Origin of the sequence: Streptomyces sp. NPDC088725 (assembly GCF_044751305.1) — a bacterium.
Classification (GTDB): Bacteria; Actinomycetota; Actinomycetes; order Streptomycetales; family Streptomycetaceae; genus Streptomyces.
In genome coordinates, this window is record NZ_JBIVLO010000017.1 from 53,457 (window position 1) to 68,653 (window position 15,197).

A 15,197-nucleotide genomic window follows, 5' to 3' on the forward strand; every position below is an offset into this window, starting at 1 on the left:
GCTCAGGCCGCGCGTACCGGTCCGATGCCCTCGACCTCGAAGACGACCTCGTCCTCGTAACACCACCACCAGCCCTCGCCAGGTTCGTACGAGCGGATCAGCGGGTGCCCACTCGCGTTGTGGTGTGCGGTGGCGTGCTTGTTCTTGGACGAGTCGCAGCACCCGATGTGCCCGCAGCCCTGGCATTCCCGCAGGTGGACCCAGTCGTCGCCGAGCGCCACGCATTCCGTGCAGCTGTCCGGGCTGTCCGGTGTCACCGGCTCCACGTCCGCGAGATGGCCGCAGATCAGTGAAGTCGCCCGTTCCTCGTCGTTCGCCATGGTGATGCCGCCCGTCCCGGCCGCCTCGGCCATTTCGAGTCAATCGCCTTTTTCACGCTACGGCGGCTTCGCCCTCTCCGCCAGCAGACGCCGGAACTGTCCCGCCGGACATTCCGGCCGACCGGAGCGTATTGACAGCAGTCCAAGAGGGGATGGGCCTGGACATTCGGCGCCCGGACGGGGCCGGACGGGGGTACGGGGAGCGGCATCGTGCTGAGCACACGCGCGGGCGGGGCGGATCGGGGAGAACGGGCAGGCGAGCGGGCAGGCGGCTCGCGATCGGTGCGGTGGCCGCGCCGGCCCTGCGGCGGAAACGCCACCAGCGGGCTGCCGCAGGACGAGTTCCCTTCCTGAATCCCGGCTCCCGGTGCGGAAGGGGTCAGGGGCGGTAGACCGTGCCGGGCTCAGGGTGGGCGGGGGCCATCAGTTCGGGCACTGTGACGAAGGTGTAGCCGCGTTTTCGCAGATCGTCGATAATGCCGGGGACGGCGGGCACCGTGCCCGCGTAGATGTCGTGCAGCAGGATGATGCCGTCCCGGCTCGCCTGGTCGACGATGCGCTTGCGTATCAGGGCCGTGTCCGTGGTCGAGTAGTCCTTGGCGGTGGCGCTCCACAGGACTTCGGACAGGCCCAGTTCGCGGGACACGTCGTCGACCGTCTTGTCGGTACGGCCCTGCGGCGGACGCATCAGGGTGGGGCGATGGCCGGTCGCCTTCGCTATGGCGTCCTGCGTGCGGGACAGCTCGTCGCGCACGGCGTCGGCGTCCAGGCCGGTGAGTACCTTGTGCGTCCAGGTGTGGTTGCCCACCTCATGGCCCTCGCGTGCCTCTCGGGCGACGAGATCCGGGTGCCGCATCACGTGGTTCTTGCCGAGAAGGAAGAAGGTCGCGTGCACCTTCTTCTCCTTGAGTATGTCCAGCAGGCGCGGGGTGTCCTTGCCGGGGCCCGCGTCGAAGGTGAGCGCTATGCAGTGGGCCTTGGCGCAGTCCACCGCGCCGGTTCGCCCCTTGTCATCGGCTGCGGCCTCGTCTCTGGCCGATGCCGGTGAGGTGGTGCCGGCCGAGCAACCGCTGAGCGTCAGGACCAGTGCGGCGACGGCCACCCGGGGCACGGCGGCGCGGGTTCTGAGCGGTTTCCTGTTCCACGGCATGGCACATCCCCTCTTCTGGCGCGTGACTGATACTCCGGAGAACTATACGTATGACGTATACACGTTCACGCACAGTGAGCCGAGGGCCATGCCCCGTGCCGGGAGGCCGGGAACAATCCGGAGGAGCGGACCGTTGGAGAGACTGTGGGTGCGGATGGGACATGGTCCCCGGGCCCCATAGAGAAATAGCCCATGGGGACGATCGTTCGGCTGAAGCCCCATGGTGCACATCGCCGCGAGGCGACCGCCGTCCGCACTCGCCCGTGTTCGGCCCCGACCGGTCTCCCCCGTCCGGTCGGGGCCTTTTGCTGCCCCGGTTCGCTGTCCCCGTTCACTGTCCCGCCTCCCGCCGGGGCAGGTCTGGAACCAATCCCGGGTCCGGGATCAGTCCAGGTGCAGCCACACGCAGGAGTCCGCAGGCAGCGAGACCGTGCCGGCCGTCTCCTCCAGCGGCGCGCTGGCCAGCAGGATGGTCGCGCCCGCGGGCAGTGGCAGCGCCGTATCACCGAGGTTGACCACACAGCGGAATCCGCCCGGCCGGTCGAAGCAGACCGTTCCCGGCCCGGTCCCGACCCATTCCAGTGTCTCCGGCAGACCGGTCAGCCGTTCCCGGCGCAGGGCGAGAGCAGTCCGGTAGAGCGTGAGGAAGGACGCCGGGTCCGCGGTCTGCGCCTCGACGGACAGCTCCGCCCACTGAGCGGGCTGCGGCAGCCAGGGCTGCGCCGTGGCCCCGGCCGGTGAGAAGCCGAGCGAGCCGGTGTCCCGTCCCCACGGGAGCGGGATACGGCAGCCGTCGCGGCCCCGGTCCGCTCCCCCGGAGCGTACGAAGGTGGGGTCCTGGAGGAGGTGGTCGGGCAGATCGCGCACTTCGGGCAGGCCCAGTTCGTCGCCCTGGTAGACGTACACACCGCCCGGCAGGGCCATCGTGAGGAGCGCCGCCGCCCGGGCTCTCCGGCGGCCGAGAACCGGGTCACTCGGGTCGGACAGGCGCTTGTCGCCCATGTCGAACGAGGTGTCCTCGCGGCCGTAGCGGGTGACATGCCGGATGGTGTCGTGGTTGGACAGCACCCAGGTGGGCGGCGCCCCGACCTGTTCGTGGGCGGCGAGGGTCGAGTCGACCACGGCGCGCAGGGCTGCGGCGTCCCACGCGCAGCACAGGAACTCGAAGTTGAACGCCGAGTGGAGTTCGTCGGGGCGCAGATACCGGGCGAACTGTTCGGCCGTGGGCAGCCAGACCTCGCCGACGAAGATCCGCTCGCCGTCGTAGCCGTCGAGGATCTTCCGCCAGCTGCGGTAGATGTCGTGAACCCCGTCGATGTCCTGGTAGGGCAGGTCGGTGGGGTCGGGTGCGTCGCCGGCGTCGGGCAGACCGGCCTTCTTGACGAGTCCGTGGGCGACGTCGATACGGAAGCCGTCGACGCCCAGGCGCAGCCAGAAGTGCAGGATGTCCTCGAACTCGGCCCGGACCTCCGGGTGTTCCCAGTTCAGGTCGGGCTGCTGGGGGGCGAACATGTGCAGGTACCAGGGGCCGGGGGTGCCGTCCGCCTCGGTGATCCTCGTCCAGGCGCTGCCGCCGAAGTACGAATGCCAGTCGTTCGGCGGCTCGTTGCCGTCCTCGCCGCGTCCGGGCACGAACCAGAAACGCTCGCGGGCGGGCGAGCCGGGGCCGTCCGCCAGCGCCTGCTGGAACCACCGGTGCTGGTCGGAGCAGTGGTTGGGGACCAGGTCGACAAGGACGCGCAGACCGTGGGTGTGCGCCTCCTCGACGAGCGCGGCGGCCTCGGTGAGTGAACCGAAGAGCGGGTCGATGTCGCGGTAATCGGCGACGTCATAGCCGCCGTCGGCCATCGGCGAGGTGTACCAGGGGGTGAACCACAGTGCGTCCACGCCCAGTTCACGCAGGTAGGGCAGGCGGTCGCGGACGCCGGCGAGGTCACCGGTGCCGTCGCCGTCGCCGTCGGCGAAGCTGCGTACGTAGATCTGGTAGATCGCGGCATGCCGCCACCAGTGGGTCACGGAAACTCCTTGCTCGATGGGGGTGGCGCGGGTCCGCTGTGTGCGGGCCCGCGCCGGATGGTGCGGCTACCAGCCGGAGTTGCCGCTGCCGCGCGTGATGGTGAAGCCCCCGGAGGAGTTGAGCCCTCCGGAGGCGGCGCCGGAGACGGTGACACCGGAGAAGGTGCCGGAGCCGGCCGACTGGATCTCCAGTCCGTAGGCGCCGGTGTTCTGGATCTTGATGTTCTTCAGCGTCAGATTGCTGATGGTCTTGTTGAACGAGATCAGGACGCCGCTGTAGGTGGAGTCGAGGATGTCGATGTCCTGGACGAGGACGGGCGCGGTGATGTCGGAGGAGTCGGCGTAGATCCACAGGGCGCCGAACTTGCTCTGCCAGTTGGGCTCGAAGCCGCCGGTGCGCTGGAGTGTGTTGCGCTGGACGGAGGTGGTGCCGCTGAACGGGACGGGCGCGAAGCGGCTGCTGATCGCGATGCCCGCGGAGGCGGTGACCGTGTCGGAGAGGACGTTGTCCTCGACGCGGTTGGCGGTGCCGCCGTAGATGCCGACCGTGTTGGCGAGCAGCGGCACCTGGACGGTGTTGAAGCGGAAGGCGCTGTTCGTCACCGCCTGGCCTTCGGAGAACATCGCGAGACCGTCGTCGCCGGTGTTGCGGACACTGGAGTTCCACAGCTCGGTGTTGGCGGTGCCCTTGTGGAGGCTGACCCCGTCCGCGAAGGTGTCGCGGATCCGCAGGCCGCTCGTGTACAGGCCGTTGGTGGGGGAATCGATCCAGAGGCCGACCTTGGTGTGTTCGATCCAGATGTCCTGGAAGGTCGAGCCGTTGCCGAAGTTCCCTTCGATGCCCGCGTCGAAGTTGGCGTCGTCGCGGTACGTCACGTCTCCGGCGATGGTCAGGTCCTGGACGGTGCTGGTGCCGCCCTGCCCGAAGAGACCGCCCTTGCCGTTGCTGCCCCGCAGGACGGTGGACCACTCGCCCGCGCCCCGGAAAGCGACGCCGGTGAGGTTGACGTGGCCCGAGATGTTGTACGTACCGGCCGGCAGCCAGAGCCCCTTGTTCTGGGACTTGGCCGTGGAGACGGCCGAGTTGAGGGCCGAGGTGTCGTCGCTGCCGTCGTTCGGTGTGACACCGAGGGTGGTGGCGGAGACGAAGCCGGAGGACGGCATGGCCTGGTCGGCGGGGACGGTCTCGGTCTCGACGAGGTCCAGGGTGTAGGAGGCGGCTGTGTCACCCGCGTCCTTCTGGAACTTCAGCACGGTGCCGGCCGGGAAGTCCCCGATGAGGGAACGGGTTTCGTCGAAGAAGTGGTGGCCCGAGCCCTGCGAGGGATCGTTGTTGTACGGGTAGGCGCCGTACACCCAGCTGTACTTGGTCGTCAGGTCGAGGTCGCGGATGTGGGTGGAGCCCGCGTAGACGCTGAGTGTGGCGGAGGGGCTGGTGTCGGGCAGGGAGTAGCGCAGGGTCACCGCGTTGGCCGGCTTGGTGAGGGTGAACTGTACGTACTCGCCGGTCTGGTCGAGGACGACGGCCTTGCGTCCCGAGGCTTCGGACGGCACGGAGAGGTAGGTGCGGTCGGGCCCGATGGTGGAGGCGTTGGTGGTGCCGCTCTCCGCCTCGTACGTGGTGTACGGGACGGTCGCGCCCCGGGTGCTGGTGGCGGCGGAGCCGGTGACCGTGATGCCGTCCAGCTGGAGGTTGCCGTTGTCACCGGACTCGGTGCGCAGGGTCAGTGTGTTGAGCTGTGCGCGCAGCGGCGCGTCCGTGGTGGCGGACTTCCAGGCGCCCGCGGTGCCCGGCAGCGAGAGCTGGCGGACCTTGGTGCCGTTGGTGGTGAGGCTGATGGTCGCGACCGTGCTGTCCGGGGTGCGGTAGCGCACGGAGACGGAACGGGTCGCGGCGGATGGGGAGTTGACGGCGTAGACGGCGCGTGCCCCGGCGGTGGTGAAGCCGGTGAGGTAGCCGCTGCCGGTGTAGCCGCTGACGGAGGCCGCGGCGGAGGCGCCGCCGGAGAAGTAGGTGGTCTCGGCCTGGAGGGCGGGCGTGTCGGCCGGCGGGTCGGTGGGGGTGCCGTCCGGTGTGTTCGCGACGATGTTGTCGAGGTTGATGTTGCCGCTGTCCGCGGTGGTGAACGTCAGGGCGACGGTGTTGGCACCCTTCTGATAGGTCAGGGCCTCGTCGTGGGTGGTCCAGGTGTCCCAGTTCGCGGTGGGCGGCAGGCTCACCTGACGGACCTTGGTGCCGTTGGCGTACAGGCTCAGTGTCATCGTGGCGGTGGTGCCGTTGGCGTAGCGGATCTTCACGGACCCGTCTCCGGCGCCCGCCGACTGCACGGTGAACGAGGTGGAGGCCTTGCCCTTGTTGCCGTCGGTGTAGCCGCCGACGAAGCCGCTGCCGGTGTAGCCGGGGTGCTCGGTGGAGACCGCGGCGCCTCCGGAGAGTGCGGCCGACTCGGCTTCCAGGGTGCTGGTGGCGGCGTGCGCGGACGACGCGAGGGGCCCGTACACCAGGGCGAACAGCAGGGACAGGACGAGTGCGGGGATCAGCCGCGCGGATACGGCTCGTGGTCTCGGTAGTGGTGACACGACGGTGTGTCCTTCCGTAAGAGCACCGCTGCCTGACAGTGGGGTGCCGGGGGGATGGCTGCCGCGACGGTCCGTCGTCGCGGAGAACAAGGGGGCCGGGGAAACAGGCAGGTACGGGAGGGGTGTTCAGCCCTTGAGGCTGCCCGCGGTGAGGCCGGCGACGATGTTGCGCTGGAAGATCAGGAAGAGCACCAGCAGCGGGACACTGGCCATGACCATCCCGGCGAGCAGTTGGTTGGCCGGCATGTCGGTGGAGAGACGGTTGAGCGCGACGGTGATGGGCTGCCTGGCCGGGTCGGGCAGGACGAGCATCGGCCAGAGGAAGTCCTTCCACACGCCGACGACCGCGAAGATGGAGACCACGGCCAGCACGGATCGGGACAGGGGCAGCACCACCGAGACGAGGATCCGCAGGGTGCCGGCGCCGTCGATCCGGGCGGAGTCGAGGAGTTCGGCGGGTATCTGGTCGAAGAACCGCTTCAGGATGAAGATGTTGAAGGCATTGGCGCAGGCCGGGAGCCAGATCGCCCAGGGCGTGTTGATCAGGTTGAGGTGGACCAGCGGGACGTCGACCACCGTCAGATAGGTCGGCACGAGCAGCGCGGAGACCGGCAGCATCAGGGTGGCGAGCATCATGCCGAGGACCACATTGCCCAGTACGGGACGGAGTTTGGAGAGCGCGTAGGCGGCGGCGACGTCCACGACCAGCTGGAGCAGCCAGGCTCCGGCGGCCAGCAGGAAGGTGTTGAGGAAGTACTGGCCGAGTCCGACGTTCTGCCAGGCGCCCGCGTAACTGTCCGGATGCCAGCTCCGCGGCAGCAGGCCGGGGTTCGGATCGGCCAGCTCCGCCGAGGACTTGAAGGCGCCGGTCACCATCCAGTAGAGCGGGAAGACGAAGGCGAGGGTGAATCCGGTCAGCGTCGCGGCGAGCACGAACCGGTAGAGGTACCTGCCGGTGCGACGGGTCATCTCGGTCGGGGCGATCAGGGTGCGTACGGGGGTCTCTTCGGCAGCCATGACGGGTTTCCTCTCAGCCCTTGGTCCTGGTCAGGCGCAGATAGACGCCCGCGAAGAGACCGAGCACCAGGAAGAGCAGAGTGCTCATGGCGCTGGCCAGGCCGAAGTCGTTGTAGACGAACGCGTAGCGGTAGAGCAGCAGCAGGACGGTGACGGTGGCGTCATCGGGGCCACCGCCGGTGAGCACGAACGGCTCGACGAACACCTGCATGGTGCCGATGACCTGGAGCAGCAGCGTGATCATCAGGATGAAGCGCATCTGCGGCACGGTCACGTGCCATAGCCGCCGCCGGATCGACGCTCCGTCCAGCTCGGCCGCCTCGTACAGTTCGCCGGGGATCGCACCGAGCGCCGCGAGGTAGATGAGTGTGGTGGTGCCCATGTTGGCCCAGGTGGAGACCAGGACCAGCGAGATCATCGCCAGGTTCTCCGACTCCAGCCACTGCTGTACGGGCAGATGGAGGGTTTCGAGGACGTTGTTGAAGAGTCCGGGGCCGGGATCGTAGAACCAGCGCCACAGCAGCATCGTGACGATCGGAGGCAGCATCACCGGCAGGTAGACGGTCATCCGCAGATACGTCCGGCCGTGCCGCAGTTCGTTCAGGACGAGCGCGGTGGCGAAGGGGGCCGCGAAGCCGAAGACCAGCGCGAGCAGGCTGAACCAGCCGGTGTTGCGCCAGGCGGTGGCGAACAGCGGGTCTTCGAAGAGGCGTTGGAAGTTGTCGAGGCCGACCCACCGGGCGGGTTCGGTGAAGTTGACCTGCTGGAAACTGAGCAGCAGGCCCCGCACGATGGGGTACCAGGAGAACAGCGCGAAGCAGAGGATGCCGGCGGCCAGGAACAGGTAGCCGGTCAGGCTCTCGCGGATACGGCGCCTTCGGCGGCCGGTGTCCGCCGGTGTCCGCCCGGGCCCGGCCGCCCCGGTCCTGCCCCCGGCGGTGCGGGCGGTGCGGGCTGCCTCCGGGGAGGCCGCCGGTGAAGGCGGTGCGTCGGTGGTCATCTGCCGCCGGCTCACTTGGCCGTGGCGAGGATGGTGTCGACCTTCTTCTGGGCGTCGCCGAGGAGCTGGTCGAAGTTGGCGTCCTTCTTGGTCAGCACGGCCTGCATGACACTGTCGAGGACGGTGTAGATCTGCTGGGCGTTCGGCGGCTCGACCTTGACCGCGACGTCGGGGCTGCGGTCGACGAACGGCTTGTAGTTGCGCTGCGGCACGTTGGCGTACTTGGCGTGGATCGCGTCTTCCTTGACCTGCGCCTGGCCGGCGAAGAGGTTCGGCTGCGGCAGACCGACCGGAACGCCGAGGGCCGCGAACTTCTTGACGTTCGCCTCTTCGCGGTCCGGGTTGAGGTACTTCCACTGGATCCACTGGAGGCCGGCCTTGATCTTCTCGGGCGACGCCTTCGGGTTGAACATGAAGCCGTCTCCGCCACCGAGGGTGGCGCTGCCCGGCAGCGCGGCGAGACCGTACTCCTCGTACTTGCGCTCGAACTGCTTGACGATGGTGGGGAGGTTGTCCGGGCCGGCCATGTACATCCCGAGCTTGCCCGCGCCCATCATCTTCTGGACGTCGCCGATCTCCAGGAGCTGCCTGGTGCCCATGCTGTTGTCGGTCCAGCGCATGTCGTGCAGCGCCTGGAGGGTCCGGTGGCCGGCGTCGCTGTTGAACGCGGCCTTCCACCGGCCGCCCTGCTGCGTGGCGACCTCGCCGCCCATGGAGTAGATCCATGAGGTGAGGTGCCAGCCGCCCTGGTTGTTCTTGCTGTAGTCGGCGTAGCCGACTATGCCGTCGCCGAGGGCGCTGATCTTTCTGGCGGCCGTGCGCGCCTCGTCCCAGGTGACCGGCGGCCGGTCCGGGTCGAGGCCCGCCTTCTTGAACAGGTCACGGTTGTAGAGCAGGCCGAGCGAGTAGTTGCCGGTCGGCAGGCCGTAGATCTTGCCGTCGGCGCCCTTGAAGACGTCCTGCAGCTCGGGGCGTATGTCCCCCAGGTACGGCACACCCTTGAGGTACGGCGTGATGTCGGCGGCCTGGTGACGCTGGATCAGCCCGGCGGGGTCGGTGAAGTAGACGTAGAAGACGTCCTCCAGCTGACCGCCCGCCAGCTTCGCCGCGAAGGTCTTCGGGTCCATCTGGCCCTCGCGGGCGTCGATCTTGATCTTCGGGTGGCTGGCCTCGAACTGCCTGACCAGGTCCTCGTAGTCCTTGCGGTCCGCGGGCTGGGTCTTCGTCGGCATGCCGTTGACGCTGATGGTCACCACGCCGTTCTTGTCCACGCCGGAGGAGGACGCGGAGGAGCCGCCACAGCCCGCGAGGCCGAGCGAGAGCGAGGTGCCCACAGCCAGACCGAGGGCCTGCCGTCTTGTGATGCCGTTCATGGCGATCCCATGCCTTCCTGCAAAGGGAGTGCGTGACTTGCAGGGGGCTTGGTCCTCTGCGTCGTCTCAACGGCGCTGACAGTAAAAGTGGATGACGCAAGAAGTCAATGAGTCTGCGCAAGAACTTAATCTGACACCGCTTGCGCCGGTAACACGCCGTCACCACCGGGCCGACGCTCAGACCGGACATGACGAAAAAGGGACCCGGCGGCCGGGCCCCTCCTCCGTGGCGGTCCGTCCGCCGGCGGTGGGTCAGCTGGTGCGCGCGCCGCCTCCCGCGCGGCTTCCCCGACGGCCCGCCGTACGCCCGGGAGGCGCCGTGGAGCTGCGCACGATCAGTTCGGTGTCGAACATCATCTGTTCGCCGGCGGCCGCGTGGCCCTTCATCTGGGAGGCCAGCGAGGCGACGGCCGCGGCCGCCATCGCCTGGACCGGCTGACGGGCCGTCGTCAGCGGCGGGTCGGTGGCCACCATGTACAGAGAGTCGTCGAAGCCGACGACGGAGAGGTCCTCCGGCACGCGCAGCCCCTGCCGCCTGGCGGCCCGGATCGCGCCAAGAGCGAGTGCGTCGCTTGCGCAGACCACCGCGGTGACGCCTTCGGCGAGAAGTCGCGGAAGCGCCGTCGCACCGCCCTCCATCGAGAAGAGGCCGTGGGCCACCAGCTTGCGCCAGTCATCCCTGAGGCCGTCCCTGGTACCGCAGAAGGCCTGGTATCCGGCGAGTTTGCGGGCCGAGGGGACATGGCCGACCGGCCCGAGGATCATGCCGATCCGCTCGTGTCCCATCGCCTCGAGGTGCCCGAGCACCTGCTGTGCCGAGGCCGCGTCGTCGATGGACACCTGGGCGACGCCCAGATTCTCGTCCGCCGCGTTGAGCAGGACGATCGGCACCTGCCGCTCGCGCAGGGCCCGGCCCTGCTCGGGTCCCGCGTCGGCGTAACTGGCGCCGACGAAGATGATCCCGCCGATGTTCTGCCTGAGGATCATGTCGATGTAGTGCGCCTCCGAGACGCCGTCGGCCGTACGGGTGCACAGCACCGGTATGAGACCGCGTTTGTTCAGCAGTCCCGCGAGCGCCTCCGCGAACGCGGGGAAGATCGGATTCTGCAGGTCGGGCACGACGAGCCCGACCAGCGCCGCCCGTGGTCGCTGGAGTTCGCGGGGCCTTTCGAACCCGCAGACGTCCATGGCGGTCAGCACCGCGTCGCGGGTCGCGGGCGCGACGTCCGTGGCCCCGTTGAGCACGCGCCGCGCTGTCGTCTCGCTGACACCGGCGAACTCGGCCACCTGAGAGAGTCTTTTCTTCACATCCGACAACCTACCAACCGGCTGCGCAAAAGATTAAGATCAATTACGCAAATTATCAACAGCCTGCGGTGCGAGGCTCAGGTACCGGACCGCCTGGCAGAGTGGGGGCGTGGTGGCTGACGACGGCGCGGAGCGGGACGGCGGCTTCGCCGCGGCGACGGGCGACGGACCGGTGCCCGGCGCGGAGCCCGGAGTACGGGAGACCGACGTACGGGTCGCGTTCGAGGGGCTGTTGCAGATCCGCAGGCTGACCAACCGGGGCGCGGGCGATCCCGCCGCCGTCCCGGCGGACTGGGAGCGCCGCCGGCCGGTGCGGGCGGTCGCGCTGGCGCTGGAGGCGGCGGGCATGGCGCCGTCCGCCCTGGACGGCGCGGGGCGGCGGACCGCGACGGGCTTCCGCGTACAGGCGGGCGAACAGCCGGGCGCGGTACGGGTGGAATGGGTCGGCCCGCCGGGCGGCGGGGCCGCGCAGGACGAGGAGCGCGCGCTCACCGCGTGCGCCGCCGTGCTGGAACGCCTCGGGTGGGAGGCGCTGCTCTACCGGGGCCCGCGCAGGCGGCGGTTCCTGGAGGCGGGGCCCGCGTCGTGAGGGAGCGCCCCTGGGCACCCGCGTACCGCCGGTGCCCAGGGGCGTTTTCCTCGGCCTTCCCGCCGGCCGGGGAGGGCCTACGGGTAGCTGACCAGATTGGCCACGTTCGAGGCGGAGTTGGCGGGGCCTCCCCTGTCGTTGATGACGTGCCGGATGGTTCCCGTACCGCCGAGGGACACCGACACCATGTTGGTGAAGCGGACGTTGGGGTTGTTGGGTGCCTCGAAGGAGTGCTCCGCGGTCACCGAGGGGTTCGAGCTGAAGAAGCAGTAGCTGCCGAGACCGAACGCCTGGTGGCTGGTGACGCCGTCGGCCACCTTGTAGGCCGCGTAGCCCTGCGTACTGCCGTTCATCCAGGATGCCTGGTCCGGCGGGTCGTACGGCATCTCGTTCTGGTAGAAGTACGTCTTGCCGCCGTTGGCGTTCCAGATCGTCTGGTACTTCTGGTAGTGCTCGACGAAGAGGCCGTACATGGTGACGTCGGCGCCGTTCACGATCAGACCGGTGTCGGCGGTGTTCGTGTTCCAGCCGACCCCGGTGGAGTGGTCGGCCCGCCAGAGCCACATGTGGTCGCCGATGACGTTGCGGCTGTTGACGACCAGGCTGGTGGTCGCCTTGCCGACACCGCCGCCGCCGATGCGGAAGAACACGTCGTGCAGCGAGGTGGGGTCGGTGGCGTGGCTCTGGTTCGAGCCGTCGGGGCCGACCGTCATCAGGCGCGCGGAGTTGACGGGACCCGCGTCGATGAGCAGACCGGCGATCTTCACACCGTCGACGTCGGCGACGTTCATCGCGCTGACGCCGTTGTCGGGGACGAGGGTCGCGAGGCCGAGCCCGAGGACCACGGTGTCGGGACGGGTCACGTTGAGTGCCTGGCCGAGGTGGTAGACGCCGGGGGTGACGAGCAGGTTCTTGCCCTGCGCCAGTGCCGCGTTCATGTCCGCGGCCGTCGCGCCGGGCTTCGCGATGTAGAACTGGTCGAGCGGGATCGACGTACCGGCCGGGGCGCCGCCCGACCAGGTCGTACCCGAGGAGTTGGCGCGCAGCGCGGGCACGAACACCTGGTAGTCACCGGCCGAGTTGACGTACAGGAAGGGCTTCTCCCGTACCTGCGGGGTCTGGGCGACCGTGGTGTAGGGCGGGTTGGGGAAACTGTTCGCGGGCGCGTTCTTCGCGCCGACGAACACCATGTTCCAGTTGGAGCCGGTCCAGCTGCCCCATTCGGTGTTGCGCGACAGCCATTGCTGCTGCGAACCCGAATTGACCTGGCCGTCGACCTTGCTGTCGGCCATGAAGCCGCCGCTGGCCCAACCGCCGTCGTCCAGAGCGAGGTTGCCGCGGACATGCATCCTGCGGTACGGGGCGGCCTGGGAGACCGCCCACCGGTCGGTGCCCCCGGTGGGGGTGACCGACAGGTTCTCGGCGCTGCGCCAGAAGTTCTGCGTGGCGTTCTGCGGCGGGAACCAGTCGGCCTCCGCGTGCACGGCGCCGTTGATGTTCACGTCGTCCGGATTGAGGCCGAGCCCGGCGACCTGGGTGTAGAAGCCGACGTTGACGTCGACGTTGTAGTTGCCCGGGCGGAACAGGAACGCCTGCCGCTGCGCGCCGAACTGATTGGTCTCCTGCTGCTTGAAGACCGCGCTGACCTTGGACTGGATCGTCGCGGCCGGCATCGACGGGTCGAAGACCGTGACGTTGGGCCCGAGGTCCGGGGTGCCGGCCGGGGGCGCGGGATCTGCCGGGGCCAGCCGGAAGGACTGGGCCGCCGTGCCGTTGCAGGTGTACTGGCTGAGCTGCACGCTGTCGGCGGTCGAGGCCGACGGCACGTCGAGGCACTTGCCGCTGAGGCCGTTGACGAAGTGGTAGGCGCCGTCCGCCTCTTCCACCGGCTGCCACTGCTGGTTGCTGCCGCCGCCGTACAGCCAGAGCTGGATGGGGGCGTTGTCGGCGGTCGAGACGTCCTTCACGTCCCAGACCTGGTCGGCCGCGTTGCGGCTGCCGACCTTGAACCGGCCGTTGCCGGTCGAGGTGAGGCTCCAGTGCTGGGCGAGCGATCCGTTGCAGCTGTACTGCTGGACGACCGTGCCGTTGGCGGTGGCCGCGGCAGCCGCGTCGACACACTTGCCGCTGCCCTTGTTGACCACGTTGACCCAGCCGGTGGGCAGGGCCGCCGCGGCCTTCACCGTGGACGTGGACGCGGCCCTGGAGGTGGACGCGGTCGGGGAAGTGGTCCTGGACGCCGCCTCGGCGTGCTGCTGGGGCGCCACACCGACCAGCGCCGTACAGAGGGACGCCGCGGCGGCCAGCAGGGTGGTGAGCGAGGGTCTGTGTCCGCGGCGGCGGAGGGAACCGCGGCCGTGGTTACGTGAATTCACGGGTTCTCCTTGGCGGTTCAGCCGGCGTACGGGGCGAAGACGCGGGTGAAGTCCCAGGCCTGCTGGCTCACGCCGCTGCAGGTGTCGTCGTTGGGATATCCGCCGGAGCACGGCCGGTCGCGGTTGAGGGACCAGAAGGTCAGGCGGGCCAGGTGGTGCTGCTGGGCGTAGGCGAGGATGGTGCGGAAGTCCGCGAGGGTCACCGTCTCGTTGTCGTCGGTGATGCCGTTCATCGAGGAGATGCCCGTGGAGCGGTACGCCTGGTCGTCGCTGTAGCCGTACGCGTTCTTCACCGCGTTCTTCAGGCCGTCGGCCGCCCGGGTCGTGAGGGTGCCCATGTTCTGTCCGGCGCCGCCGAAATCGAAGGGCATGATCGTCCAGCTGTCGACAGTCAGTCCCGAGGAGGCCGCGCGGTTGATCAGGCCGGTGTCGGGGCCGCTCTGGTTGGTGCCGATGGTGAGGTAGACCTTGAGGCCCGCGTTGTTCGCCTTGACGGTCTTCAGCGCGTCCACGGTGCGCTGCTGGACCGTCGTGTTGCTGTAGGCGTCGGCTTCGAGGTCGATGTCGATCGCCTTGAGACCGTACGCGCTGATCACCTTCTGGTACGCCGCCGCCAGCTCGCCCGCGCTGGAGCAGGAGCTCTCCAGCTTGTTTCCGCTGTAGCCGCCGAAGGACGGGATGATGTCACCGCCCGCGGCACGCACGGTGTTGACGGTCTGCTGGTCCACCCCGCCGGTGAGCGGCCGTCCGCCGTCCCACTGCGGGTTGCAGTAACCGTTGCTGAGGACGAAGGCCAGCGTGAACCACTTCACGCCGGTCGCGTTCATGACCGTGGTGGGGTTCGGCGGGCTGCCCCAGCCGTTGTAGAGGTACGGAGCGACGGCCATCGCTCCGGCGGCGGGAGGCTGCGGGTCGCCGCCACCGCTGCTGCCCGAGGGCGCGGTCCACTTCTGGTTGGCCGCTCCCGTGCAGGTCCAGATCTGCAGCGGTGTGCTGTTGGCCGTGGCGCTGTCCTTCACGTCCAGGCACTTGTCTGCCTGGGTGTTCACGATGTCCCGTGCGGCCGAGACCGACCAGCGCTGGTTCGCCGAGCCCGCGCAGTCCCAGAGCTGGAGCAGCGCGCCGTTCGCGGTGCTGTTGTCCTTCACGTCCAGGCATTTGCCGAGTGACCGGATCGTGCCGTCGGAGCGGATGTCCCACTGCTGGGCGGCCGAACCGTTGCAGTCGTAGAGCTGGACGGGGGTCCCGTTGGCGGAGCTCGCGGATGCCACATCCACGCATTTGCCGCCGAGTCCCGTGATCGGACCGACCGCCGTGACGGCGGCGCCGGCGGGTGTGGGGGCGCTCACGAGCGAGGCACAGGCCGCGAGGAGCAACGCGGCCGGCAGGGCGAAGGGTCTGAGGCGCTTCCGGGAACTGCGAGCGGGGGTGCCTTCGGGACTCACGGGAGTTCACCGTCCACTTCTGCG

General features: G+C 69.0%; 11 protein-coding genes. 1 reads left to right on the forward strand and 10 read right to left on the reverse strand.

The genetic code is table 11. From position 1 onward, the window contains the following. Positions 1 to 2: 2 nt before the first annotated feature. The 8 genes from ACIP6N_RS29175 to ACIP6N_RS29210 all read right to left on the reverse strand — a co-directional run bounded on the left by ACIP6N_RS29175 (position 3) and on the right by ACIP6N_RS29210 (position 10,764). Positions 3 to 353: a UBP-type zinc finger domain-containing protein gene (locus ACIP6N_RS29175; RefSeq protein WP_401820597.1), complete on the reverse strand. Its 351-nt coding sequence runs from the start codon at positions 351 to 353 to the stop codon at positions 3 to 5. Positions 354 to 699: 346 nt separating this feature from the next. Further along, on the reverse strand, positions 700 to 1,470 hold the full coding sequence (locus ACIP6N_RS29180; protein WP_401820600.1) for a polysaccharide deacetylase family protein: 771 nt from the start codon (positions 1,468 to 1,470) through the stop codon (positions 700 to 702). Positions 1,471 to 1,854: 384 nt separating this feature from the next. Then, the gene (locus ACIP6N_RS29185; RefSeq protein ID WP_401820602.1) at positions 1,855 to 3,486 is read right to left on the reverse strand and encodes a glycoside hydrolase family 13 protein; all 1,632 of its coding nucleotides are present in this window, start codon (positions 3,484 to 3,486) and stop codon (positions 1,855 to 1,857) included. Between the two features lie 66 nt (positions 3,487 to 3,552). Continuing rightward, positions 3,553 to 6,066: a carbohydrate-binding protein gene (locus ACIP6N_RS29190; protein WP_401820603.1), complete on the reverse strand. Its 2,514-nt coding sequence runs from the start codon at positions 6,064 to 6,066 to the stop codon at positions 3,553 to 3,555. Between the two features lie 126 nt (positions 6,067 to 6,192). After that, positions 6,193 to 7,083, reverse strand: coding sequence for a carbohydrate ABC transporter permease (locus ACIP6N_RS29195; protein WP_401820605.1), 891 nt, complete (start codon positions 7,081 to 7,083; stop codon positions 6,193 to 6,195). Positions 7,084 to 7,096: 13 nt separating this feature from the next. Next, positions 7,097 to 8,083 carry a carbohydrate ABC transporter permease gene (locus tag ACIP6N_RS29200; protein ID WP_401820607.1) on the reverse strand — a complete coding sequence of 329 codons (987 nt, stop codon included), beginning with the start codon at positions 8,081 to 8,083 and terminating at the stop codon, positions 7,097 to 7,099. 11 nt (positions 8,084 to 8,094) lie between these two features. Then, positions 8,095 to 9,456: an extracellular solute-binding protein gene (locus tag ACIP6N_RS29205; RefSeq protein ID WP_401820610.1), complete on the reverse strand. Its 1,362-nt coding sequence runs from the start codon at positions 9,454 to 9,456 to the stop codon at positions 8,095 to 8,097. A gap of 252 nt (positions 9,457 to 9,708) precedes the next feature. After that, positions 9,709 to 10,764, reverse strand: coding sequence for a LacI family DNA-binding transcriptional regulator (locus ACIP6N_RS29210; RefSeq protein ID WP_401820612.1), 1,056 nt, complete (start codon positions 10,762 to 10,764; stop codon positions 9,709 to 9,711). Positions 10,765 to 10,873: 109 nt separating this feature from the next. Between ACIP6N_RS29210 and ACIP6N_RS29215 the strand changes: the two genes are divergently transcribed. Further along, positions 10,874 to 11,353 (forward strand): hypothetical protein, encoded by a 480-nt coding sequence (locus tag ACIP6N_RS29215; protein ID WP_401820614.1) that lies wholly within the window; start codon positions 10,874 to 10,876, stop codon positions 11,351 to 11,353. A 77-nt stretch (positions 11,354 to 11,430) separates the two neighbouring features. Here ACIP6N_RS29215 and ACIP6N_RS29220 read toward each other — a convergent pair whose 3' ends face one another. Both ACIP6N_RS29220 and ACIP6N_RS29225 read right to left on the reverse strand, forming a co-directional pair. Continuing rightward, positions 11,431 to 13,536 (reverse strand): RICIN domain-containing protein, encoded by a 2,106-nt coding sequence (locus tag ACIP6N_RS29220; protein WP_401820653.1) that lies wholly within the window; start codon positions 13,534 to 13,536, stop codon positions 11,431 to 11,433. 209 nt (positions 13,537 to 13,745) lie between these two features. Continuing rightward, positions 13,746 to 15,116 (reverse strand): ricin-type beta-trefoil lectin domain protein, encoded by a 1,371-nt coding sequence (locus ACIP6N_RS29225; protein ID WP_401820655.1) that lies wholly within the window; start codon positions 15,114 to 15,116, stop codon positions 13,746 to 13,748. Positions 15,117 to 15,197 lie beyond the last annotated feature (81 nt).

Bases quoted from the DNA above. Each gene is read 5' to 3' on its own strand.
- ACIP6N_RS29180 (WP_401820600.1), bottom strand. From the start codon at position 1,470: ATGCCGTGGAACAGGAAACCGCTCAGAACCCGCGCCGCCGTGCCCCGG.
- ACIP6N_RS29175 (WP_401820597.1), bottom strand. From the start codon at position 353: ATGGCCGAGGCGGCCGGGACGGGCGGCATCACCATGGCGAACGACGAG.
- ACIP6N_RS29200 (WP_401820607.1), bottom strand. From the start codon at position 8,083: ATGACCACCGACGCACCGCCTTCACCGGCGGCCTCCCCGGAGGCAGCC.
- ACIP6N_RS29195 (WP_401820605.1), bottom strand. From the start codon at position 7,083: ATGGCTGCCGAAGAGACCCCCGTACGCACCCTGATCGCCCCGACCGAG.
- ACIP6N_RS29205 (WP_401820610.1), bottom strand. From the start codon at position 9,456: ATGAACGGCATCACAAGACGGCAGGCCCTCGGTCTGGCTGTGGGCACC.